20 protein-coding genes and 12 tRNA genes are annotated in these 21,283 nt (G+C 48.7%); 6 read left to right on the top strand and 26 right to left on the bottom strand.

Annotation, left to right across the window (positions count from 1 at the left end; all coding sequences use genetic code 11):
- Window positions 1–10 precede the first annotated feature (10 nt).
- Window positions 11–256, bottom strand: coding sequence for a type B 50S ribosomal protein L31 (locus AB447_RS05995; RefSeq protein ID WP_048355280.1), 246 nt, complete (start codon window positions 254–256; stop codon window positions 11–13).
- Window positions 257–447: 191 nt separating this feature from the next.
- On the opposite strand from AB447_RS05995, the gene AB447_RS05990 reads away from it, so the two are divergent.
- From AB447_RS05990 to AB447_RS05980, 4 genes are all read left to right on the top strand, one after another.
- The gene (locus tag AB447_RS05990; RefSeq protein ID WP_048355281.1) at window positions 448–1,779 is read left to right on the top strand and encodes a cytochrome ubiquinol oxidase subunit I; all 1,332 of its coding nucleotides are present in this window, start codon (window positions 448–450) and stop codon (window positions 1,777–1,779) included.
- 30 nt (window positions 1,780–1,809) lie between these two features.
- On the top strand, window positions 1,810–2,853 hold the full coding sequence (locus AB447_RS05985) for a cytochrome d ubiquinol oxidase subunit II (protein WP_172796323.1): 1,044 nt from the start codon (window positions 1,810–1,812) through the stop codon (window positions 2,851–2,853).
- Window positions 2,854–2,916: 63 nt separating this feature from the next.
- Complete coding sequence (locus tag AB447_RS25065; RefSeq protein ID WP_082142542.1) at window positions 2,917–3,075, top strand: DUF1540 domain-containing protein; 159 nt, start codon at window positions 2,917–2,919, stop codon at window positions 3,073–3,075.
- 27 nt (window positions 3,076–3,102) lie between these two features.
- Window positions 3,103–3,294, top strand: a complete 192-nt coding sequence (locus tag AB447_RS05980; RefSeq protein WP_048355282.1) for a hypothetical protein — start codon at window positions 3,103–3,105, stop codon at window positions 3,292–3,294.
- Window positions 3,295–3,361: 67 nt separating this feature from the next.
- Here AB447_RS05980 and AB447_RS05975 read toward each other — a convergent pair whose 3' ends face one another.
- From AB447_RS05975 to AB447_RS05915, 13 genes are all read right to left on the bottom strand, one after another.
- Window positions 3,362–4,705, bottom strand: coding sequence for an MmgE/PrpD family protein (locus AB447_RS05975; protein ID WP_048355283.1), 1,344 nt, complete (start codon window positions 4,703–4,705; stop codon window positions 3,362–3,364).
- Window positions 4,702–5,853 carry a M20 peptidase aminoacylase family protein gene (locus AB447_RS05970; RefSeq protein ID WP_048355284.1) on the bottom strand — a complete coding sequence of 384 codons (1,152 nt, stop codon included), beginning with the start codon at window positions 5,851–5,853 and terminating at the stop codon, window positions 4,702–4,704. The genes AB447_RS05975 and AB447_RS05970 overlap by 4 nt, the downstream gene beginning before the upstream one ends.
- 15 nt (window positions 5,854–5,868) lie before the next feature.
- Window positions 5,869–6,618 carry an amino acid ABC transporter ATP-binding protein gene (locus AB447_RS05965; RefSeq protein ID WP_048355285.1) on the bottom strand — a complete coding sequence of 250 codons (750 nt, stop codon included), beginning with the start codon at window positions 6,616–6,618 and terminating at the stop codon, window positions 5,869–5,871.
- Window positions 6,619–6,630: 12 nt separating this feature from the next.
- A complete protein-coding gene (locus tag AB447_RS05960) occupies window positions 6,631–7,305 on the bottom strand; it encodes an amino acid ABC transporter permease (protein ID WP_048355286.1) in 675 nt (224 codons plus the stop codon).
- Between the two features lie 21 nt (window positions 7,306–7,326).
- Window positions 7,327–8,121: an amino acid ABC transporter substrate-binding protein gene (locus AB447_RS05955; protein ID WP_048355287.1), complete on the bottom strand. Its 795-nt coding sequence runs from the start codon at window positions 8,119–8,121 to the stop codon at window positions 7,327–7,329.
- A gap of 23 nt (window positions 8,122–8,144) precedes the next feature.
- Window positions 8,145–8,642 carry a GNAT family N-acetyltransferase gene (locus tag AB447_RS05950; protein WP_048355288.1) on the bottom strand — a complete coding sequence of 166 codons (498 nt, stop codon included), beginning with the start codon at window positions 8,640–8,642 and terminating at the stop codon, window positions 8,145–8,147.
- Between the two features lie 16 nt (window positions 8,643–8,658).
- On the bottom strand, window positions 8,659–9,972 hold the full coding sequence (locus tag AB447_RS05945) for an LLM class flavin-dependent oxidoreductase (RefSeq protein WP_048355289.1): 1,314 nt from the start codon (window positions 9,970–9,972) through the stop codon (window positions 8,659–8,661).
- A gap of 355 nt (window positions 9,973–10,327) precedes the next feature.
- A complete protein-coding gene (gene menC / locus AB447_RS05940; RefSeq protein WP_048355290.1) occupies window positions 10,328–11,437 on the bottom strand; it encodes an o-succinylbenzoate synthase in 1,110 nt (369 codons plus the stop codon).
- Between the two features lie 11 nt (window positions 11,438–11,448).
- Window positions 11,449–12,885, bottom strand: a complete 1,437-nt coding sequence (locus tag AB447_RS05935; RefSeq protein ID WP_048355291.1) for an o-succinylbenzoate--CoA ligase — start codon at window positions 12,883–12,885, stop codon at window positions 11,449–11,451.
- A 77-nt stretch (window positions 12,886–12,962) separates the two neighbouring features.
- Window positions 12,963–13,781: a 1,4-dihydroxy-2-naphthoyl-CoA synthase gene (gene menB, locus AB447_RS05930; protein ID WP_048355292.1), complete on the bottom strand. Its 819-nt coding sequence runs from the start codon at window positions 13,779–13,781 to the stop codon at window positions 12,963–12,965.
- Window positions 13,782–13,793: 12 nt separating this feature from the next.
- Complete coding sequence (gene menH / locus AB447_RS05925) at window positions 13,794–14,615, bottom strand: 2-succinyl-6-hydroxy-2,4-cyclohexadiene-1-carboxylate synthase (RefSeq protein ID WP_048355293.1); 822 nt, start codon at window positions 14,613–14,615, stop codon at window positions 13,794–13,796.
- Window positions 14,603–16,342 carry a 2-succinyl-5-enolpyruvyl-6-hydroxy-3-cyclohexene-1-carboxylic-acid synthase gene (gene menD / locus AB447_RS05920; RefSeq protein ID WP_048355294.1) on the bottom strand — a complete coding sequence of 580 codons (1,740 nt, stop codon included), beginning with the start codon at window positions 16,340–16,342 and terminating at the stop codon, window positions 14,603–14,605. The genes menH and menD overlap by 13 nt, the downstream gene beginning before the upstream one ends.
- A complete protein-coding gene (locus AB447_RS05915) occupies window positions 16,339–17,763 on the bottom strand; it encodes an isochorismate synthase (protein WP_048355295.1) in 1,425 nt (474 codons plus the stop codon). The genes menD and AB447_RS05915 overlap by 4 nt, the downstream gene beginning before the upstream one ends.
- A 267-nt stretch (window positions 17,764–18,030) precedes the next feature.
- Between AB447_RS05915 and AB447_RS05910 the strand changes: the two genes are divergently transcribed.
- Both AB447_RS05910 and AB447_RS05905 read left to right on the top strand, forming a co-directional pair.
- Complete coding sequence (locus AB447_RS05910; protein ID WP_048355296.1) at window positions 18,031–18,966, top strand: 1,4-dihydroxy-2-naphthoate polyprenyltransferase; 936 nt, start codon at window positions 18,031–18,033, stop codon at window positions 18,964–18,966.
- 105 nt (window positions 18,967–19,071) lie between these two features.
- A complete protein-coding gene (locus tag AB447_RS05905; RefSeq protein ID WP_048355304.1) occupies window positions 19,072–19,824 on the top strand; it encodes a TraR/DksA C4-type zinc finger protein in 753 nt (250 codons plus the stop codon).
- Between the two features lie 358 nt (window positions 19,825–20,182).
- On the opposite strand, the gene AB447_RS05895 is transcribed toward AB447_RS05905, so the two are convergent.
- The 12 genes from AB447_RS05895 to AB447_RS05840 all read right to left on the bottom strand — a co-directional run bounded on the left by AB447_RS05895 (window position 20,183) and on the right by AB447_RS05840 (window position 21,241).
- Window positions 20,183–20,254: transfer RNA gene (locus tag AB447_RS05895), tRNA-Glu, on the bottom strand.
- Between the two features lie 11 nt (window positions 20,255–20,265).
- Window positions 20,266–20,356: transfer RNA gene (locus tag AB447_RS05890), tRNA-Ser, on the bottom strand.
- Between the two features lie 3 nt (window positions 20,357–20,359).
- Window positions 20,360–20,434, bottom strand: a tRNA-Asn gene (locus tag AB447_RS05885).
- A gap of 6 nt (window positions 20,435–20,440) precedes the next feature.
- A tRNA-Ile gene (locus AB447_RS05880) sits at window positions 20,441–20,517 on the bottom strand.
- A 12-nt stretch (window positions 20,518–20,529) separates the two neighbouring features.
- Window positions 20,530–20,603, bottom strand: a tRNA-Gly gene (locus AB447_RS05875).
- A gap of 19 nt (window positions 20,604–20,622) precedes the next feature.
- Window positions 20,623–20,698 (bottom strand) — tRNA-His (locus AB447_RS05870).
- Window positions 20,699–20,724: 26 nt separating this feature from the next.
- Window positions 20,725–20,800 (bottom strand) — tRNA-Phe (locus tag AB447_RS05865).
- 10 nt (window positions 20,801–20,810) lie between these two features.
- A tRNA-Asp gene (locus AB447_RS05860) sits at window positions 20,811–20,887 on the bottom strand.
- 7 nt (window positions 20,888–20,894) lie between these two features.
- Window positions 20,895–20,971, bottom strand: a tRNA-Met gene (locus tag AB447_RS05855).
- 14 nt (window positions 20,972–20,985) lie between these two features.
- Window positions 20,986–21,078 (bottom strand) — tRNA-Ser (locus AB447_RS05850).
- Between the two features lie 7 nt (window positions 21,079–21,085).
- Window positions 21,086–21,162: transfer RNA gene (locus AB447_RS05845), tRNA-Ile, on the bottom strand.
- 5 nt (window positions 21,163–21,167) lie between these two features.
- Window positions 21,168–21,241: transfer RNA gene (locus tag AB447_RS05840), tRNA-Met, on the bottom strand.
- Window positions 21,242–21,283 lie beyond the last annotated feature (42 nt).

Raw genomic sequence — 21,283 nt, 5'->3', positions numbered from 1 at the left:
GTTTTTTCGTTTAATCCATATTAAACCGCTTCTTAAACTGTTCGACCCTTCCGCCTCTTTCATTGAATTTTTGTCTTCCCGTATAAAACGGATGGGTGTCCGAACTGATTTCAACTTTAATCACCGGATACGTTTTGCCGTCTTCCCATTCGGTCGTTTCATCAGACGTTCTCGTGGAACGGCTTAAAAAACGGTAGCCGCTGTTTACATCCTGAAAGATCACTTGATATGTTTTAGGATGAATATTCGGTTTCATTATAGTCCCTCCTTTTTAAAACGTAACAATTACGTTTTATTATATACCATCAATATCCTCATGTCAAAATTTCACTCCTGATTTGACATTTTTAAGCATCTTAACAAATTTCCCGACAAACAGGAAGAATAATCTAAAAAAGGAGGTGAACAATAAAAGCAAAATGGTGTGAATGAAAGGTGGTTTTCCGGATGAATGATTTAATGTTCGCTAGAAGCCTATTCGGAACAACGATGGGATTCCATATAATTTTCGCTACGCTCGGCGTCGGGATTCCTTTAATGATTTTGCTGGCTGAGCTGATTTACCAAAAAACAAAAGATCCCCATTACGCCATAATGGCGAAAAGATGGACGAAGGCACAGGCCGTTTTGCTGGGCGTCGCCATTCCGACCGGAACGATCGCCGGAACCCAGCTTGCCCTTCTTTGGCCGGGATTCATGGAAGTCATCGGAAAGGTAATGTCCCTTCCATTTCAAATTGAAATATACGCATTTTTCATCGAGGCTTTATTTATGTCCATTTATGTCTATGCGGCTGACCGGCTGACTCCGCTCATGAGAATCACCGCCATCGTCTTCATCGTTATCGGTGCAGCGTCTTCAGCCATTTTAATTACAAACGTCCATGCATTTCAGGGAACACCTGAAGGCTTCAAAATCGTCAACGGGGAAATTTCGGATGTTCATCCATGGACGGCCTTTTTCAATAAAAGCTTTTTCATCACGGCCAGCCATGTCGTCGTCTCGGCGTTTATGACAGGAGCCTTCATCATTGCAACGATCGCCGCATATAAAATGCTTCGCAATCGGAACAATGAAAAAGTGTATGCCCTTCACAGAAAAGCGCTTTTGCTCGGATTGCTCGTCGGCGGACTGTTTTCGTTAATTACCGCGCTGAGCGGACACGAATCTGCACAGTTTCTTCACCGCTATCAACCGGAAAAGCTGGCTGGAGCAGAAGGTTTATTTAAAACACAGTCCTATGCTCCGCTTGCGATCGGAGGATTTCCCGATGAAGAGACGCAATCAGTTAAAGGAGCGATTGAAATACCGTGGGCGCTGAGCTTTTTGGCAGACAACCGGTTTGATACCGTTGTGAAAGGCTTGAATGAGTATCCGCGGGATGAGTGGCCGCCGTTATACATTCATACGCTGTTTAACGGAATGGTGCTGATCGGCATGCTGCTGATCGTTTACGCAGCAGCCGGCTTTATTTGGCGAAACGTATTGAAAAAAGATCGTTTTCCGCGCTGGATGCTCGTCTTTTTCACGACGGCCGGCCCGCTCAGCCTGCTTGGAATTGAATTCGGCTGGGTGTTTGCATGCACCGGAAGACAGCCCTGGGTGATTTACCACATGCAGAAAACGGCTGAAGTGGTGACATCCTCTGGATCAATCGGACTGCTGTTTTTCTTGTTTTTTATCGTCTACGTCATTTTAGGAGCAGCAGTGGTCTTCGTATTGCAATATTATTTTAAACGCCACCCCGTCGAAGAAGACCTTAAAGCATCGGAAGCGTAACAATACGAAAGAAGGGAGTCAAACATGCAAATGGATGGAACTACAGATGCCCTGCTGGCCATTTCGATCGTGTGGGGATTTATATTTATCTACGCCGTCATGGCGAGCATGGATTTTGGAGCAGGATTTTGGTCGATGATTTATATGAATAAAAAGCAGCTGAAAGCGACGAATATCGCCAACCGCTACCTTTCCCCGACGTGGGAGGTAACAAATGTCTTTATTGTCGGAATCGTCGTGGCCCTTTTCAGCTTTTTCCCGGGCGGAACGTTTGTCCTCGGAACGGTGCTTTTGCTGCCGGGCAGCATCATTTTATTGCTGTTAGCAATTAGAAGCGGCTTTTTGGTTTTTGCCCACGCTGCCAAAGGCTATGAAAGAGCGTTGACTTACGTTTCGGGAATCAGCGGATTTATCATTCCCGCCGTTTTAATTCTCGTTTTGCCCATTACCCACGGACATTTTGTGTACCGGCAAAACGGCAGCTACCGCTTGGATTTCGCCGATTTATTTTTGAGTCCGCACGCCTACTCGTTTATGGGATTTGCCATTTTCAGCACCCTGTTTTTGTCTTCTTTGCTGCTCGCTGATTTTTCAAATGTGGCCGATGAAAAAGACGCGTACCAGGTGTATCGCCGAAACGCTCTTATCACCGGACCGCTCGCTTTGATCCTGTCCTTAAGCATCATGATGACAATGAGAACCGAAGCAAACTGGCTTTACACAAAAATGATGAACGGTCTTCCATGGCTGTTTTTATCGTTTCTGCTGTTTTTGGCGGCCTTAGGTGCACTGTTTCTGCCGAATACCTACAATAAGGACCGGTTAGGAAAGCCGCGGCTTTCCGTTATTGCGATTACACTTCAGTATTTTACGGCCAGCTACGTTTACGGAAGGGCACATTTGCCGTATATGATCCACCCCGAAGTGACGATACAATCCGGTTTCACCGCCCCGGAAACGTTCAGAGCGCTGTTTATTTCGTACATCGTCGGTTTTATTATTTTATTTCCCGGGTTCTATTACTTCTGGAAATTATTCATGAAGGACAGACGGTACATAAAACAGCCTGAATAAGTATGAACGATGTGCAGGGCGGTTAAGCTAAGATCGTACACTATTTTAAGGGGGCCAAAAAAAGTGGACCAAAAAATACTGTGTGAAGTTTCGAATTGCACGTACTGGGACCAAGGAAACAAATGTACGGCAGATGCCATATACGTCGTAAGCCATGCCGAAGGTGAAAAAGCTTCTACAACCGAGGAAACGGATTGTAAAACATTCAAACCCGAACACTAGAACAGATGTGATGAAGGAGGAACAGGCATGAACAGAGAGTCGCTGCTAAAGGCTTTTTATCAGGAAATCCACGGAGCCGATGAAATCTCTTTTCAAAAGGCCGCCCGCTCCTTCATGAACTTATGGGATTATGAATACGGATGTCTCGACGGTTTGCCTGAGCAGGCAGACAAACTGATCGGACAAACCGTGCACGAAGGCCGGCTTTTGCGGGACTAAACCGGTTTGCTTATTTAAAAAACAACACGGCACAAACAGTATTTGTGCCGTGTTATTTTTTGCGTTTTTATATTTGCAATAAAAAGCGGTGAATGTCCTTTTCCCTGATAGCGGAAAGCAAATGCTCCGCTTTTTGTTCATCAGGATGAAGCGCAAGTTTCAGCTTTTGTATCAATTCTTGTCCTGATAATCGATTGCCCGGCGCTCCCTTCGGACAATCGATGCGGGCTTCGCAAACCCGCCCGTCCGCAAGAAATGCACGTACAATCGTAAAACGGCCTTTTGGAACAGCTTTCGGATCAGGGCGGATCCCGGCATCATAAACGCGGTGAATCCGCTCCATAAACGCCCGGATGCCGCTTGGGATCGGCTCGCGGCTGAAGCGGTCTGCCATAAGCTCCTGACCGTTCAAAGCAAGGGAGATGACGTACTCAACGCTGAAGCGGCCTTCTTCCCCTGTTGCGGGACGGCTTTCTGTTAAAGCGGCGTCTCCCCCAGGAGGAAAAACAACTTCAACCCTTTCCGTCTTTTCGGCAGAGATCGCATGCTCAGCTATAAGATGGCGGATGGCATCTGCTGCGTGGTGTGCTGCAGAGCAGAACGGGTAAATTTTAAACCACAGTCCAGGGTCAACGATTCTCCACGGCGCTCCCCAATGGTTTACCAAAGCCTGTTGCGCTTTTTCCAAATCGCCGTACAGGCTAAAAAAACCGAGTTCTCCATCAAGGGCCGCGTCCGAGCCCCCAAAGCCCGATTGAGCCAGCTTAACGGCAAACAACCCGGATCGGGCAGCATGGCCGGCGTGCAGAGGCTTCATTTCCGTACCGAACTGTACCCTCATTCCCGCCGATTGAGAGGCGGCAAAACCGATCGCTCTTTCAAGCTCGTCAATGGATAGGTTTTCCGCATAACCCGCTGCACAAGCTGCAGCTATAGCGCCAAGCGTCCCTGTGTTGTGCCAGCCTTTTTCATAGTGCCGGCTGCCAATCGATTCGCCCAGCCTCGCCATGACGTCTACCCCTAAAATATAAGCGCCGAAAAAACGTTCATCCTCCCCGCGGGAAGCCGCGGAAGAAAGAAGAGCAGGCAATATGACCGCGCTCGGATGCCCCCTTACATCGGAATGGACGTCATCAAAATCAAGCGCATGTGCCACAAATCCATTAAGCAGCGCCGCTTGTAATGGAGATGCTTTTTTTCCTTGGCCGATAAGGGGAACGATCGGTTTGCCGCCTTCCCCCTCGAGCAAGTGCAGCAGTTTTTTCACGCCGCTGTCTTTTCTTCCAGCATAAGCTGCGGCTGTGAAATCGAGCAAGCCCTTCTCTGCTTCCCGCATCGCATCAGCGGAATCCTCAGGACGCGAAGATATGACGGCATGAGCCAGACTTTTTGTCAGCTCTTGTCCATTCATTCGACCATCTCCAGCGAGATGACAGCCAGCTCGGCAAAATAGCGGGCGGCCGTCTTTAAAGCCGCTTCATCCAATGTAAATGCCGGATGGTGCCATTCTTCTGTTCCGCTAGTCCCCATCCAAACAAAAAAGCCCGGAATTTTTTCCTGGTAAAGAGCGAAGTCTTCTCCGCCGGGGGACTGTTCGGCCCGGACGGTTTGATAGCCGAGACGTGATGCCGCTTCTGCTGCCGCCGTTAAAAAGCGGCCGTCATTCTGAACGGAAGGCAAATATGGGAACCAGCGGAATTCAGCCCGGGCCCCAAAGCCGGCTGCAATTCCCTCGGCCACCCGTTTCATATGTTCGGGCACAGCCGATCTGGCTTCTTTTTGAAAGGTGCGGACGGTACCTTCCATTTCTACCTGGTCCGGAATAACATTCCACGAGCTGCCGCCCTGTATTCTTGTAATGCTGACGACCGCATTTTGCAGCGAGCTGATATTGCGGCTGACAACCGACTGCAAGCCGCTGACGATCTGGCCTGCCGCGGCTATGGGGTCGACGCTGTTGTTCGGAATGCCGGCGTGCCCGCCTTTACCTTTAACCGTGATCTCGAATCGGTCGACGCTCGCCATTAAGGCCCCTTCCTTCAATCCGATCGTGCCGACTGGCAAATCGGGTTTATTATGCATGCCAAAAATGGCGGAAACCCCGTCCAGCACTCCTGCTTCAATGACCTTTCTTGCTCCAGCGGCAATTTCTTCTGCGGGCTGAAAAATGAAGCGGACCGTCCCTTTGAATTCGTCCTTTCTACGGTTCAGCAAAATGGCTGTTCCAATGATCGAGGCAGTATGAAAATCGTGTCCGCACGCATGCATCTTTCCTTCGTGTATAGAGGCAAACGGAAGTCCGGTCTGTTCCTGAATCGGAAGCGCATCGATATCCGCTCTCAGCGCAATGACGGGTCCTTCCTCGCGCCCTTTGATTTCGGCAACTACGCCCGTTTCAAGCCCCGGCACGTCGATAACTGTAATATTTTCTTCTGCAAGCCAGCGGCGGATTTTTTTCGTCGTTTCAAATTCCTGAAACGACAGTTCAGGATGTTCGTGAAGATCCCGGCGAATGTTGATCAAACGCGTATGCAACGCTTCATGATATTCTTCGGCCATTCCATTTCATCCCTTCTATACAAGTTCAGCAGGCTCTCCCACCTGTTTGATAAATTTTTTCGTCCGGTCGTTTTTCGGATGATCAAACAGCTCTTCCGGTGTCCCCTGCTCGATAATATGGCCGTCCGCCATAAAAATCACCTGATCTGCGACTTCTTTGGCAAACGCCATTTCATGTGTGACAATGATCATCGTCGTTTGTTTTTCGGCGATCGTTTTGATGACTTGAAGCACGCCTGCCACAAGCTCCGGATCGAGAGCAGAAGTCGGCTCATCAAGCAAAATCGCGTGCGGGTTGACAGCAAGCGCCCGCGCGATGCCGACCCTCTGCTGCTGCCCGCCGGACATCGTAACCGGATAGCTGTGGGCCTTATGCTCCAAACCGACTTGCTTCAACATATCTATACCGATGCGGTCCGCTTCTTCCCGCGATTTGTTTTGTGCGGTGATCAAAGCCTCGGTAATGTTTTGCAGTGCTGTTTTATTTTTGAACAGGTTGTAATTTTGGAACACCATGGCGGTTTGCTGACGAAGCATATGTGCTTCCTTACGCGTAAATTTTTCCGCATTCAATTTGGCTTCGCCGATTTCAATGACGCCTTGATCAGGACGCTCCAAAAGGTTTAGACAGCGCAGAAGCGTCGATTTTCCGGAGCCGGACGGGCCGATGATCGCCACTACTTCTCCGCGCTTCACTTCAAGGTCAATCCCGTCCAGTACGACAAGATCCTTAAATGCTTTGCGAATATTTTTCACTTTTATCAACTGATTTCACCTCTATGTCCGGTATGGCTTGCTGACGGCGCGTTCAAACAGATCCTGCAAAATGCTGTATATAATAGTAAGAATCCAGTAGACAATCGCAACAGCCAGATAGGTTTCAAAGTATTTTAAATTGCCTGATGCATACATCTTGCCTTGGGCAAACATCTCCATGACTCCTAAAGTAAAAGCCAAAGAGGTTTCTTTCAGGAGGCCGATAAACGTGTTGCCTGTTGCAGGTATTGCGTTTCTGACCGCCTGCGGGAGAATGATCCGCCGATATGCCTGCAGCTTCGTCATTCCGACGGACAGGCACGCCTCCAGCTGCCCTTCATCAACCGAATTCAAGGCCGCACGGAAGATTTCCGCCAAATAGGCGGCGTTTTTTAGGCTAAGTCCGATGATGGCGGCTGTCAAAGCCGTCATTTTGCTCATCTCCGGAAACAGCTGCGGCAGTCCGTAATAAATCAAGAAAAGCTGTACAAGCGTCGGCACGCCGCGAAAGAACGAAATATACACTTTTGACAGCTGATGAAGCACTGGAATATGGTTTTTTGTAATCAGCGCGAGTACAAGTCCCCCGATGATCGCAAAGATCATGGCAGCTACAGCCATGAACAGGGTAATCGGGAGAGCTTGAAGCAAAGCTGGGAATGCAGATATCATAAATCCCCAATCAATCGTATTCATACTCGTGTTTCACCGCCGTTTCTATTTCTTCTGTTCTGCCGTAATGTCTTCTTTAAAATACTTTTCTGAAAGTTTTTTCAGCGTTCCGTCTTTACGCAGTTCGTCCAGCGCTTGATCGACTTTTTTGCGGAGCTTATCGTGCGAATCGTCCTTTGGAAACGGGAATGCGACTTGCTCATAGACAATCGGATCGCCGGCAAGCTTCAACGGCAAGCCCGTTTTTTTAATTTGTGCGATAAGCACGCTTCTGCTGTTGACATATGCGTCTACGCGGCCGTAAGCTACGTCCTTCAGCGTACCTTCCTGTGTTTCGTATGTTTTAATGTTGATCTTATGATCAGGGTCTTTGCTTTCAAGATTTTTTGCATGGTTTGAACCGAGGACAGCTGCTACGGTTTTACCTTTTAAGTCGGCCACAGATTTGATGTCATTGTTATCTTTTTTAACAACAATCTGTGTTCCCGCATAAGCATACGGTTTTGTGAAATTGTACGTTTGCTTGCGCTCGTCGGTAACCGCCACCTGATTGGAAATGGTGTCAAGCTTTCCGGTTTGTAGCTCTCCCATCAGTCCGCTGAATTCAAGGAGCTTCCAATCGAGCTTCATATCAAGCTTTTTTGCAACTGCCGTCATCACGTCAACATCAAAACCTGTCAGTTTCCCGTTTTCTTTATAAGCAAACGGATAGCTTTGCCCTGTTGCACCGACATGCAGTACGTTGTTCTCTTGTTCATTGCTGTTTCCATTTCCGCATGCTGATAATACCGCCGTCATTAGCGCAGCAGCAAGCAGCATAGTCCATTTTTTCTTTTTCATCGATTTCCCCGCCTTTTTTTATGTTATAGATCAGTCCGTAATTGTTTTTTCATATAAACCGTAATGTGTCCTTTGCCAAGATCCTGTTCCCCTGAGCGGACATAGCCTTTTCTCTCATACATGTCGATCAGCCACGGATGCTTATCCGCCGTGCCGAGCGATACGAACGGAACCTTCAGCGTATCGCGGAGGATCGTCTGTTCGAGCCATTCTAAGAGCTCTGAGCCAACTCCTTTTTTTCCAGAGGCCGGGTCTACAGCAAACCACCAGATATGAGGGACCCCGTACGGCCCAGGCTGCTGTCCCCATGGCATTCTTATTGAAACCGTCGCGATGATCCGCCCGTCTTCTTCCATGACATAGCACGCATTTTTCCGGATATTGTTTAAAACCAGATCAAGATCGGCATGTGCTGCGGCAAAATGAATGCCCAGCCTTCGTATCGGCTCATAGGCCCGCTCGGTAAGCGCCAGAAGCTCTTTTGCATCGCTTTCGTCTGCCATTCGGTATCGTCGCGTCATCGAACGTTCCCCTCCTTTATTTTGAATAGCGGTTGGCCGGTTTATCCAAACCGAAATGATCCCTTAATGTTGCACCTTCATATTCTTTTCGAAACAGCCCCCGTTCCTGCAGAATCGGAACGACCTTGTCAACGAACAGCTCAAGCCCTTCCGGAAGAAGAGGCGGCATGATATTAAATCCGTCACAAGCTTTCTTGTCGACCCATTCCTGCATTTTATCAGCGAGTTGTTCAGGGGTTCCGACAAATATATGATGGCCTCTGGAACCGGCGACATATTGATAAAGCTGACGTATCGTCATATTGTCTCTCTCAGCCATTTCTTGAACAAGCTTAAAGCGGCTTTTCACCGCGTTTGAAGCATCGGCGTCCAATTGAGGCAGAGGCCCGTCAAGCGGATATGCTGACAAGTCTATGCCTCCTAAATAATTTTGAAGGATTTGCAATCCGACAGATGGAATAATTAAATCCTGAAGTTCTTGATATTTGGCCTGCGCCTCTTCTTCTGTATCGGCAATCACCGGGAAAATACCAGGCATAATCGCAATTTTCCCGGGATCGCGTCCCAGCTCTGCCGCCTGCTCTTTGATCGATTGGTAAAACGCTTGAGCAGACTCCAAATGGTTTTGCGCCGTGAATATCACTTCAGCCGTTTTGGCAGCCAGCGCTTTTCCGTCTCCCGATGAACCGGCCTGAATAATAACCGGTTGGCCCTGTGGGGTTCTTGCGACATTTAGAGGCCCGCGGACTGAAAAATATGTTCCTTTATGGTTGAGCTCGTGCATTTTTTCTTTATCGAAGAATTCGCCCGTTTCCTTGTTTCTGATAAAGGCATCTTCTTCCCACGAATCCCACAAACCTTTCACAACCTCCACAAATTCCTCTGCCCGCTGATAGCGAAGATGATGTTCGAGATGCCTCTCACCGCTGAAATTCAACGCCGTCGATTCAATGGAAGAGGTCACCACATTCCAACCGGCGCGCCCGCCCGAAATATGGTCAAGAGAAGCGAACTGTCTCGCAATATGAAACGGCTCGCTATACGTAGTCGAAGCGGTAGCTGCCAGGCCGATTTTAGACGTCACCTGCGCCAATGCGGAAAGCAGAGTGAACGGTTCGAATCTTGTTAACACGTTCGGATGTGATTTGCTGTCTATTGAAAGGCTGTCAGCTAAAAACAGCATATCGAGTTTGCCCCGCTCCGCTGTTTTGGCAAGCTCTTTAAAATAATCGAGGTTCATACTGGCGTCTTCAGGAGCACCCGGATGCCGCCAAGATGCTACATGATGTCCTGTTCCTGCAAGAAACACGCCTAGTTTTATTTGTTTCATAACGTTTTCTCCTTTTATGATTTTTTAGGCTGCAAAGGTCAAAACATAATCCTTTTAATCCTAGATATTTAATATGAATAAATCAAAATGTACATTTGTCTCGAAAGTTTGTCAATAAAATGAACTCAATTTTTTATTTTAAAATTAAAATAAGATTGAAAATTGATGAAAATAAGGAGCGTACAGGAGGTTTTCACAAAAAATGACCCGTTAGAAAACGGGCCGGATTTCAAAAAAACCGGCTGCTAAGCGAGCCGGTCCAAACGAGAAGGGAATAATGTACAGCTTCAATATACTTGTTGGCGAACGGGAAAACAAATCTCAAAAACGAAAAAATCAACGGCACGCTTTCGTTTTATGGCCTGAAAACGTCCATTTTAAACGAATGCTTCCTCAAGATATTTCCATCAACCTCAAACCCCATGCCGGGCCGGTCAGGAACCTGTATAAAACCGTCTTTGATCCGGATTTCCGGCTTTACGATGTCCTCTTCCCAATAGCGTGAAGACGACGAAATATCCCCCGGGATCACAAATTGCGGGAGGGAGCTCAGCGCGATATTGTGCGCTCTGGAAATCCCCGTTTCAAACATGCCACCGCACCAGACAGGCATGTTATGCTGTTTGCAAAGGTCATGAATCTTCAGCGCTTCGGTCAATCCCCCGACCCTTGAAGGCTTGATATTGATGATTTTGCAGCTGCCGAGCTCGATTGCTTTCCTCGCATCATCGGCGGAGCGTATGCTTTCATCAAGGCAAATCGAGGTTTTGATATGCTTTTGCAAATGGCGGTGGTCCACGATATCATCGTCAGCCAGCGGCTGTTCGATCATCATGAGGTTGAATTCATCAAGCGACTTGATTCTGCTGATATCTTTTATATCGTAGGATGAGTTCGCATCTGCCATCAGCGGCACGCGCGGAAAATGCCTGCGGATTTCTTTTAAAAGCCCGATATCCTGTCCTGGCTGAATTTTAAGTTTTATTCTCTGATAACCTTCTTTTACATATTGATCAATTTCGCGAAGCATGTCGTCCAATGGCGCAAGTCCGACGACAACCCCCGCGGGCACCTCCGTTTTGACGCCCCCCAAGGCTTCGCTTAATGTGATGCCGTTCTTTTGTGCGTAAATGTCCCAGAACGCAGCTTCCAGCCCCGCTTTTGCCATCCGGTTGCCTTTGAAGCCGCGAAGCTTTTCAGGAATATCGGAAGGATGTGTGAATGATTCGCGAAGCACAGCCGGGATGAAAAAATCTTTGAGCATATGGTAGCATGTCTCGGTTGTTTCTTCCGTGTACCAAGGAGAAGAAAAAGCGGAGACTTCCCCCCAGCCTGTCACACCGTCTTTATCCTTCGCTTCTATAATGATAAATTTTCGTTCCTGAAAGGTTTCCAAGCTTGATGTAAAAGGCTTTTTCAGCCACATGCTGAGATGGTACAATGTGAGCTGTTTCATTTGAATCATGGCGCTCTCCTCTACAGTTTGTGTCTCATCAATTTGTTCGACGCATTGCGCGGTAGTTGCCGGACAACATGAAAGGCTTTCGGAACCTTATATGAAGCAAGCCGCTCTTTGCAAAACCGGATCAGCTCCTGCTCCTCCACAGGCTCATTGACGACAAGATAAGCGTGCGGGACTTTTCCCCATGTTTCGTCATCCGCTCCTCTTACTCCCGCTTCATCAACGGCAGGATGAGCGAGGAGAACCGCTTCGACCTCTGCGGGATAAATGTTTTCTCCGCCTGAGATGATTAAGTCTGATCGTCTGTCAAGCACATACAAAAATCCGTCATCGTCAAGATACCCGATATCACCGGTTCTAAACCAGCCATCATTGAACGATTCTTCGTTTGCCGCTTCATTTTTCAAATAGCCTTTCATGACAGTCGGCCCTTTCACGCAGATTTCGCCGTGTTCGCCGTTTTCCGCTGGCGCGCCGTTTTTTTCAATTCTAATGCCGGAGGCAAAAAGCGGTTTGCCGGCCGATCCCAGCTTCGTCATGCTGTATTCGGGCGCGAGTGTCGCAACTTGTGAACACGTTTCCGTCATGCCGTACGACTGAACGACGGGCAGCCGCTTGCTTTTGCATTCTTCAAGCAACGCATACGGCGCAGGCCCTCCCCCAAGCAAAAGGCATCTCAGAGATTCCGGACAGTTGTCCACACGCGCGGCAAGCCGGGAAAGCATCGTCTGAACGACAGAAATGACGGTCACTTGATGATCCTTGATCGAACGGAGAACATCGTCCGCGTCAAATTTTTGATGCAGGACAACAGCCATACCGTAGATCACCGATTTAAACAGGGCCGACAGCCCGCTGATGTGAAAGAGCGGCAAGGCGATAAGCCACCTTTCATTCTCGGCCAGCCCCAAATTCAACGCAGAAGAAACCGCGCTGAAATAATGGTTGGCAAATGTTTGCATAACCCCTTTCGGCCGTCCGGTCGTACCCGATGTATACATGATGGTTGCCGTATCGTCCAGATGGATGTCCGCTTCCTTTACAAGCGGCTCGGCCTTGATCGTTTGAATGTCTTCGATTTGAGCGGTTCGGACCGAAGGGTCTTGTGAATGCTCTTCTGCAAAAGGCTGTTCCGTAATCAGCAGTTTCGCCTCCGAATGCTCGATCTGATACATTCTTTCCGCCATTGACAGCTTTGTATTCAGCAAAACAAGGCGGACGCCGAGTAAAAAGCAGGCGTGTACCGCAATGACCATTTCGGTACGGTTTGTTAAAAGAACGGCTGCCGTGTCCCCTTCTCCGATGGAGCAATTTTTCAGCTGTGCCGCCATTTTTTTCGCTTCTTCATATAATTCCAGGAAGGTCAGCTGCTGATTTCCCTGAATCAGAGCCAGCCTGTCGGGTGTCAGTTCTGCACGCTGTTTAAGCCAGTTCGGCTGGTCCATTAGCATGTCATCATCTCCAAAGAATATTTCTCGATTGATAAAAGAAAACAGCTCAGTTACACCAAGCTGTTTCTTTCTCGTTTTTACGGAAAACGAGGGAACTGTCCAAAGTCCGGACGGCGTTTTTCTTTAAACGCGTCACGGCCTTCTTTTGCCTCATCCGTCGTGTAATATAGGAGAGTCGCATCTCCGGCGAACTGCTGGATGCCTGCGAGTCCGTCCGTATCGGCGTTAAAGGCTGCTTTGAGGAATCTGAGAGCCGTCGGGCTTTTCTCAAGCATTTCTTCACACCACTTAATCGTTTCTTCTTCCAGCTTCTCAAGTGGAACAACCGTGTTGACAAGGCCCATTTCCAACGCTTCCTCCGCGTTGTATTGACGGCACAGATACCAGATTTCGCGGGCTTTTTTATGGCCGACGATCCGCGCTAAATAGCCTGAACCGTATCCGGCGTCAAAGCTGCCAACTTTTGGTCCGGTTTGTCCAAAAATCGCGTTGTCTGCGGCAATTGTCAAATCGCACACGATATGCAGCACATGGCCTCCGCCGATGGCATAGCCTGAAACCATCGCAACGACCGGTTTCGGAATGACACGGATTAAACGCTGCAAATCAAGAACGTTCAGACGCGGAATCTGGTCTTCTCCGACGTATCCTCCGTGGCCCCTTACCTTTTGGTCACCGCCTGAGCAAAACGCCTTGTCTCCTGCACCTGCAAGGATGATGACGCCGATATCCGCATCATCCCTTGCATAGGCGAAAGCATCGATCAGCTCGGTAACGGTTTTCGGCCGAAACGCGTTATGTACTTCAGGACGATTGATCGTAATCTTTGCAATGCCTTTGTATGTTTCATATAAAATATCTTCATATTGACGTTCGCTTTTCCATTCTACAGTCATGAACGTGACCTCCTATTTGAAAATAAATTCACTTACTATTTTACCAAAAAAAACGGGCTCTTCCACATGTACAGCATGTCCGGTTTGTTCGGCGATCACCAAGCGGCTTCCGGGAATTTTCCGGTGCATGTTTTGGTTGATCTCGACAAATTTTTTGTCAAGGCTGCCGGCGATGAGGAGAACTGGAAATGTGATTTCACCCAGCTTGTCCCACCATGACGGCTGTGAGCCGGTTCCCATCCCGGCCAGGCTGCCCGCAAGGCCGGTCGGGTTGCTGCTTAAACGCTCTTCGCGGATCTTCTTTCTTTTGGACGCCTCAAGCGACAATTGGGAAGCAAACAGCGGAATCTGTTCCCAATAATCGACGAACGATTCTATCCCTTCATTGATGATTCTCTCGACGAGCCGGGCGTCCTGAGCCCTCCTGCTGCGTCTTTCTTCTTCTGTTTGAAGACCGGGGGAGCTGCTTTCCAACACAAGGCCCGACACACGTTCAGGATGCGTTATGGCAAAAGAGAGGGCAAGCCTTCCTCCCATGGAATAGCCGACGAGATCAACTTTTTTCAGCTTCAGCAGATCAAAAATCTCCAAAAGATCGGCGACTTGCTGTTCTGTCGTGTACCGCCGATTGTCGGCGGGCGAATCGGTTTTGCCGTGGCCGAGTAAATTCAGTTTGATGAGACGGATGCCTCGAAAATGTTCGTCCGTCTCATCCCACGTTTTTGCGCTGCCTGTAAATCCGTGCAGAAAAACCGCCGTTTTTTCTGCAGATGCTCGGTTGTCTTCAATTTCATAGCCTGTGCCGTCCCGCAACGTTAGTCTCAAAACGGCCACTCTTTTCTGATTTCATACAGCACCGTATCAAGCAGCCGGCGATGCAGCTCAACACGGGTCTCGCGCCTCGTTTTCACTTCGATGATATCAAGCCCGCGGCGGTTGACAGAAGACAAGTAGGCATCGGCGAATTCTGCGGAAGACTCAGGGCACACATAGCGTCCGCCATACAGTTTAGCGGCATGCTCAAATTCCAGTCCTGTCGGCGTCCCGAATAATTGTTCAAAATATCGTTCTTCAGCCGACTGGGGAAGAAATGAGAAAATCCCTCCGCCGTCATTGTTGACGAGAACGACCGTCAGCGGAATGTCCAGCGTCTTCGTGACAAGCAAGCCGTTTAAATCATGATAAAACGATAAATCTCCGATCACGAGCGTCACCGGCTCTTTCGTGGCGGCATATACGCCGAGCGCTGTCGACACGACGCCGTCAATTCCGTTTGCCCCCCTGTTGGCGAAGATTCGGAAAGGCCGGTCCTGATTTTCAAAAAACGTATCGGCATCGCGGATCGGCATGCTGTTTCCGACAAAAAGGGAGCTTTTTTCCGGGATGATATGTTGCAGATTGCGGTACACATTTCCTTCAAATGTAAGATCCTCAGCTTCAAGATTTCCTAAATGGTGTCGGAAACGGCTGTCCGCAAACTGCCATTTTTCCAGCCAGCGGCCCGCTCTTTTTTCGCATATGGAAGCGGCCGCAGCTTCGGCAAATTCCCGTTCTGAACAATGCATCATCCAGGAGCTTCGCTGTGTCGGATCGCGCCAGCCGCCATCGGGATCGACGACGATCTGCCCAATTTCAGGGTTTTGTTTTAAAAGCTGGAACAGCGGCTTCGAAACCGGCATCGGTCCAAAACGGATGACAAGCTTCGGCATAAGGGAAGCTTTCAGCTCTTCATCCCTTAAAAGCGAATCGAACGCTGCAATGACCGATTTCTTCGAATGCGTGCCGTTCCGCAGGTTTGACAAAGGGTCTGCTAAAATCGGATACCCCGTCATCTCCGCAAGCGATAAAATATCGCGCTTCGCTTCTTCATTCGGAAGTTCCCCGCAGACAATGACGCCTTCTTCCGTACCCCTGATCAAAGCCATCACCGCTTCAAGCTCTTTTTGATCAGCTGCGGCAGTGGCGTTTGATACCGACACATGACGGCCTCTTTCCGTCCGTTGAAAAGGATCGGCATCAAGGTTCGGCATGAGCGGCTCTCTTAATGGAAAATTGATGTGCACCGGTCCGTTCGGCGCTCTCGACGCCTCTCCTGCGGCACGGCTTGCTACTGAACGAATGTACGCCAGCATATCGGGATGTGCATCAGGCAAAGCCGAGTCTGTGAAATATTTAACAAAGTTGCCGAATAAGAATTGCTGATCAATCGCCTGAGGTGCACCTACTTCACGCAGCTCGTGCGGCCGATCAGCCGTTAAAACGATGAGCGGTATTCTTGAATAATGAGCCTCAACGACAGCCGGATAAAAGTTCGCCGCAGCCGTTCCCGACGTACAGATCAACGCAACGGGTTCCCGCTTCGCTTTTGCGATCCCCAATGCAAAATAGCCTGCCGACCTTTCATCGACATGGACGTGAACATTGATGTCCGGGTGGGCTGCCGCCAGAATCGCAAGGGGCGTCGACCTTGATCCGGGACAGATGACGGCTTCAGTCACGCCTGTGAGTGAAAGCTCATCAATAAAATTGCCTATATATGTTGTAATCGGGTTTTCTGTCAAAGGGTATCGCCTCCAAATGCGGACAGCATAGGCTTCAATTTAATTTGTGTTTCCTCATATTCAAGCAGCGGATCGGAATCAGCGACAATTCCGCAGCCGGCAAACAGTCTGGCCTCGTTTGATTCGATTAATCCGGAACGGATCGCCACGGCAAACTCCCCGTTGCCTCCGATGTCGATCCATCCGACCGGAGCGGCATACCAGCCTCTTGACATCGGTTCGATGTTTCTGATGACCTCGACCGCTTTTTGCTGCGGCGATCCTCCGAGTGCCGGAGTCGGGTGAAGCTGCTCAATCAAATCGAAGAGCGACGCTTGATCATTCATTTGACCGACGACAGGTGTATATAGATGCTGAACGTTTTTCGTTTTGTACAATCCGGGCTTGGCCGGCTTTTTCACGTGGCTGCAGTTTGCCAAAAACGCCTGGTGGATCATCCCCACGACAATGTCGTGTTCGATGAGGTTTTTCTCATCGTTCAATAGCTCAAGGCCGAGCATCCGGTCCTCCTGTTCGGTTTCGCCCCTTTTAATCGAACCGGCCAGACAGGTGGACAGCACTTTCATTCCGTCCTTTTTGATCAGGCGCTCCGGAGAAGCGCCGACAAAGCTTTTGCCGTTTTCCTCGATGGCGAAAATGTAGCTCGTTTTTTGCTCTGACATCAGCCTGGACAATACTTCATGAAGCTTGACGGGCTTATCGAACGTCAGCAGGATGTCCCGCGCCAGCACGACTTTATCGTATGCCCCTTTTTTGATGTCGCTTGTTGCACGGCGAATCGCATCAAGCCACTCTGACACATGCAATTCCTCTTTCGCTTCAATCCGGGCGCCCGCTTTTTCATCTTCTTTGAAAGCGCTGATATTTGTCAGATGTAAAGAAGCGGCCTTTAATTCGGCAAGAACATTGCTTGCATCCTCATTGGGAGACTTCCATTTGTTCACCGTTAAAAACGCTTCTTCTCCTGCTTTTGTCAGCATGGCAGAGGGGACAAAAAAAGCGCCTTCCGGATAACCATCCCAATGCTGCTCTCTTGTTTCCAGCGGATCAAAAGAAAAACCGCCGAACAGCAAAGGGCCCACTGCCGCTTGATGAAGATCTTCACCTTCATGAAAGTGGTAGGCTTTTTCTTTTAAATGCGCCCATTGTTGATCGATTTCCCGATAACGGCCGGAATCCTTCCCGCTTGTGGAAATCGGCAGTTCCTTTCCGAAGCCGATAAGCGTCATTTCGCCGTCAGGATCGGACCAAAAAAACCGCTTCCCGGCGAATGCTTCTTCTCCGCTTCTGAAAAAAGAAAGGGCATCTATATTTTTTATTTTTCTGGAATAACTTATTAAAACAGCATGGTTGACTTTTTTGACGATATTTAACGCTTCAGATGCTTCCCTGAGGGAAGTGCGCTGCACTGTTGTCACCATGAGACATTCCTCCAAAGTCCGTAAAATGCTTTTTTAACCATACACCTGTGAACGATGTGTGTCAACAAAACGACACTTTGTCAACAGACCTCTTACTATTATAAACTTAATCGGCCGATTGAAAAAGACAGGGTGTTTTATTATTTTTTTCAGGGCTGTCTCACCGCTTTTTTTATAACAATATCACCCATTATATTGACACCTTTTTTAACTTTTTCTAAACTTAGTATGGACGTGTACGTATTAAAACTAAAGGAGTCAAACTTTATGCAGCATCAATCACTTTCAGGAAGTGTTTCTGGAATAAAACCTGAAAAAAGCTGGCGCGTGTGGTGGATGTTGACAAGGCCGCATACGCTGACAGCCGCATTCGTCCCTGCTACACTCGGGACGGTACTGGCTCTTCAAACAGGCCGAATCGACATCTGGCTGTTTATCGCCATGCTTGTCGCTTCGATTCTAATCCAAATCGGAACGAACTTATTTAATGAGTATTTTGATTTCGTCCGAGGGCTCGATAATGAAAATTCGGTCGGAATCGGAGGCGCGATTGTCCGCCACGGGATGAAGCCGAAAACGGTATTATATACGGCATACGGATTGTTTGCCGTCTCCGTCTTGCTCGGGGTATATATTTGTATGTCTTCAAGCTGGTGGCTGGCGCTTATCGGATTAATTTGCATGGCCGTCGGCTATCTTTACACAGGAGGCCCGCTTCCGATCTCCTATACGCCGTTTGGCGAAATTATGTCAGGCGTCTTCATGGGAATGATCATCATCCTCATCTCCTATTATATCCAGACCGGTGAACTGACCTGGAACGTGTTTCTGATTTCGCTTCCGATCACGATTTTAGTCGGAGGGATCAACCTGTCCAACAACATCCGAGATCTGGCCGGGGATAAAGAAAACGGACGAAAGACGCTTCCTATTTTGGCAGGGCGGAAAAATGCCGTGCACATTTTAAGCTGGGCATTCATTATTTCTTATTTGTTAATCGGACTTTATATCGTCATGGGGATTGTTACGGTATGGAGCGCTATTGTTCTGTTAAGCCTTCCGAAACCGGTCAAAGCAATCAAAGAATTCAAAGCAAAAGAAAAACCGGCAGAGCTGATGATCGCCATGAAATCCACGGCGCAGACGAACACATTTTTCGGCCTGCTTTTGGCGATTGGCGTTCTGATTCATCATTTTGTCTAAAAAGAGCCTTAACCGGCTCTTTTTTTTGTTTTTTTTACAATGAAAGTTCTTTTTAAAATCGTTCATACTAAAAAGGCAGCACTTTTTAGAAACGAGGCGATGCATGTGCTAACAAAAGAACAGTTGACAAAGCTCAAAAACGAACTCAAGGCGGGCAAGGAACAAATTATCAGCCGTTTTAAAGCTAACGGTCATTTTGGCATAGATGTTACGTTTCCTTTCAATTCAACGGGAGACCTGTCTTCATACGACAATCACCCCGGCGATGAAGGAACAGAGCTTTATGAGCGCGAAAAGGATCTTGCCCTTTACGAACATGAGAGGGAGCATTTGCACGATATCGAACACGCCCTTTCCTTAATTGAAAAAGGAACCTACGGACGCTGTGAAGTATGCGGAAAAGAAATTCCTTACGAAAGGCTGTCCGTCCTGCCGACGGCGACGACGTGCAGCGAACATTCCTCAACCGTCTCCGTCTCAAAGGACCGTCCGATTGAAGAAGAAGTGCTCACCCCTCCTTATGGTCGTTTTGAACAGGATGAACGCAACGAAAATGTGGCATACGATGCAGAAGACGCGTATCAAGATGTTGAACGCTACGGCGACTCAGATACGCCTCAGGATATGGAGTTTCCTCCGCAGTCATACAGCCAGACGTACATGGAATATGAAGAGCGGCTGGGAAATGTCGAGGATTACGAAAACTTCGTCGCGACGGATATTACGGGTAAAGAAATCACCGTTTATCCGACAATCGAACATGAACAATACGAGGAATTGCTTGATGAAGAAGGCATCATGACCTCATTTGGGGATCTTCCCCCGGCAGAAAAGGAACCTTATACAGAGGATGACTAAGCCCCGAAGATCCGGGGCTTATCTTCTGCTTTTGATGCCCCATGTACCGCCGGCATATACAAAAAGAGCCGGTTGGCGACCGCCTTTTCGGCTTACAGCTGCTTATCTTTTGAAGGAGAGACTCAAAAATCGGTTCAATTCTCCTTTCAAAAAATCCATTGACGAGCTGATCGGCAGCTTTGATCTGTAACCGCCTTTTTCGACATAGCCTGGAACTTTATTAGCCTTCAATCCGATGTAGCAATACAGCACTTCAATGCACTAAAGGACATTGTGCTTGAGTATGCACCATCTCTTTTGAACGCCTCTACCATACAAAAAACCCCCTGTATTATTAATACAGGGGGTTTGAAACGGATGACCCGTACGGGATTCGAACCCGTGTTACCGCCGTGAAAGGGCGGTGTCTTAACCACTTGACCAACGGGCCGTATATCATCATGGCGGAGAAGGAGGGATTTGAACCCTCGCGCCGCTTACGCGACCTACACCCTTAGCAGGGGCGCCTCTTCAGCCACTTGAGTACTTCTCCATATGGCTCCACAGGCAGGATTCGAACCTGCGACCGATCGGTTAACAGCCGATAGCTCTACCACTGAGCTACTGTGGAATATCATGGTGGGCCTGAATGGACTCGAACCATCGACCTCACGCTTATCAGGCGTGCGCTCTAACCAGCTGAGCTACAGGCCCATGATATACAAATGGAGCGGGTGATGGGAATCGAACCCACGACATCAGCTTGGAAGGCTGAGGTTTTACCACTAAACTACACCCGCAATAATAATATGATATGTATGGGGCGATTGATGGGAATCGAACCCACGAGTGCCAGAGCCACAATCTGGTGCGTTAACCACTTCGCCACAACCGCCGCAATTTTATGAAGTTTCTATACAATGGTGGCTCGGGACGGAATCGAACCGCCGACACACGGATTTTCAGTCCGTTGCTCTACCAACTGAGCTACCGAGCCTTTATTTAAATGGCGGTCCGGACGGGACTCGAACCCGCGACCTCCTGCGTGACAGGCAGGCATTCTAACCAACTGAACTACCGGACCAATACTTTGGTTGCGGGGGCAGGATTTGAACCTGCGACCTTCGGGTTATGAGCCCGACGAGCTACCGAACTGCTCCACCCCGCGATAATAAAAATGTATGGCGGAGGAAGAGGGATTCGAACCCCCGCGGGCTTTGACACCCCTGTCGGTTTTCAAGACCGATCCCTTCAGCCAGACTTGGGTATTCCTCCGTAATAATGGTGGACCTTGTAGGACTCGAACCTACGACCGGACGGTTATGAGCCGTCTGCTCTAACCAACTGAGCTAAAGGTCCTTTAATAGCGGCGGAGGGGATCGAACCCCCGACCTCACGGGTATGAACCGTACGCTCTAGCCAGCTGAGCTACACCGCCATGATCAATATAAAGATACAAAGTGGAGCCTAGCGGGATCGA

Origin of the sequence: Bacillus glycinifermentans, assembly GCF_001042475.2 — a bacterium.
Taxonomy (GTDB): Bacteria; Bacillota; Bacilli; order Bacillales; family Bacillaceae; genus Bacillus; species Bacillus glycinifermentans.
Note: the sequence above shows the minus strand (reverse complement) of the source record. Positions and strands in the feature narration are given on the sequence as shown.

Bases quoted from the DNA above. Each gene is read 5' to 3' on its own strand.
- AB447_RS05995 (WP_048355280.1), bottom strand. From the start codon at position 256: ATGAAACCGAATATTCATCCTAAAACATATCAAGTGATCTTTCAGGAT.
- AB447_RS05990 (WP_048355281.1), top strand. From the start codon at position 448: ATGAATGATTTAATGTTCGCTAGAAGCCTATTCGGAACAACGATGGGA.
- AB447_RS05985 (WP_172796323.1), top strand. From the start codon at position 1,810: ATGGATGGAACTACAGATGCCCTGCTGGCCATTTCGATCGTGTGGGGA.
- AB447_RS05980 (WP_048355282.1), top strand. From the start codon at position 3,103: ATGAACAGAGAGTCGCTGCTAAAGGCTTTTTATCAGGAAATCCACGGA.
- AB447_RS05975 (WP_048355283.1), bottom strand. From the start codon at position 4,705: ATGAATGGACAAGAGCTGACAAAAAGTCTGGCTCATGCCGTCATATCT.
- AB447_RS05970 (WP_048355284.1), bottom strand. From the start codon at position 5,853: ATGGCCGAAGAATATCATGAAGCGTTGCATACGCGTTTGATCAACATT.
- AB447_RS05960 (WP_048355286.1), bottom strand. From the start codon at position 7,305: ATGAATACGATTGATTGGGGATTTATGATATCTGCATTCCCAGCTTTG.
- AB447_RS05955 (WP_048355287.1), bottom strand. From the start codon at position 8,121: ATGAAAAAGAAAAAATGGACTATGCTGCTTGCTGCTGCGCTAATGACG.
- AB447_RS05950 (WP_048355288.1), bottom strand. From the start codon at position 8,642: ATGACGCGACGATACCGAATGGCAGACGAAAGCGATGCAAAAGAGCTT.
- AB447_RS05945 (WP_048355289.1), bottom strand. From the start codon at position 9,972: ATGAAACAAATAAAACTAGGCGTGTTTCTTGCAGGAACAGGACATCAT.
- menC (WP_048355290.1), bottom strand. From the start codon at position 11,437: ATGATTCAAATGAAACAGCTCACATTGTACCATCTCAGCATGTGGCTG.
- AB447_RS05935 (WP_048355291.1), bottom strand. From the start codon at position 12,885: ATGCTAATGGACCAGCCGAACTGGCTTAAACAGCGTGCAGAACTGACA.
- menB (WP_048355292.1), bottom strand. From the start codon at position 13,781: ATGACTGTAGAATGGAAAAGCGAACGTCAATATGAAGATATTTTATAT.
- AB447_RS05915 (WP_048355295.1), bottom strand. From the start codon at position 17,763: ATGGTGACAACAGTGCAGCGCACTTCCCTCAGGGAAGCATCTGAAGCG.
- AB447_RS05910 (WP_048355296.1), top strand. From the start codon at position 18,031: ATGCAGCATCAATCACTTTCAGGAAGTGTTTCTGGAATAAAACCTGAA.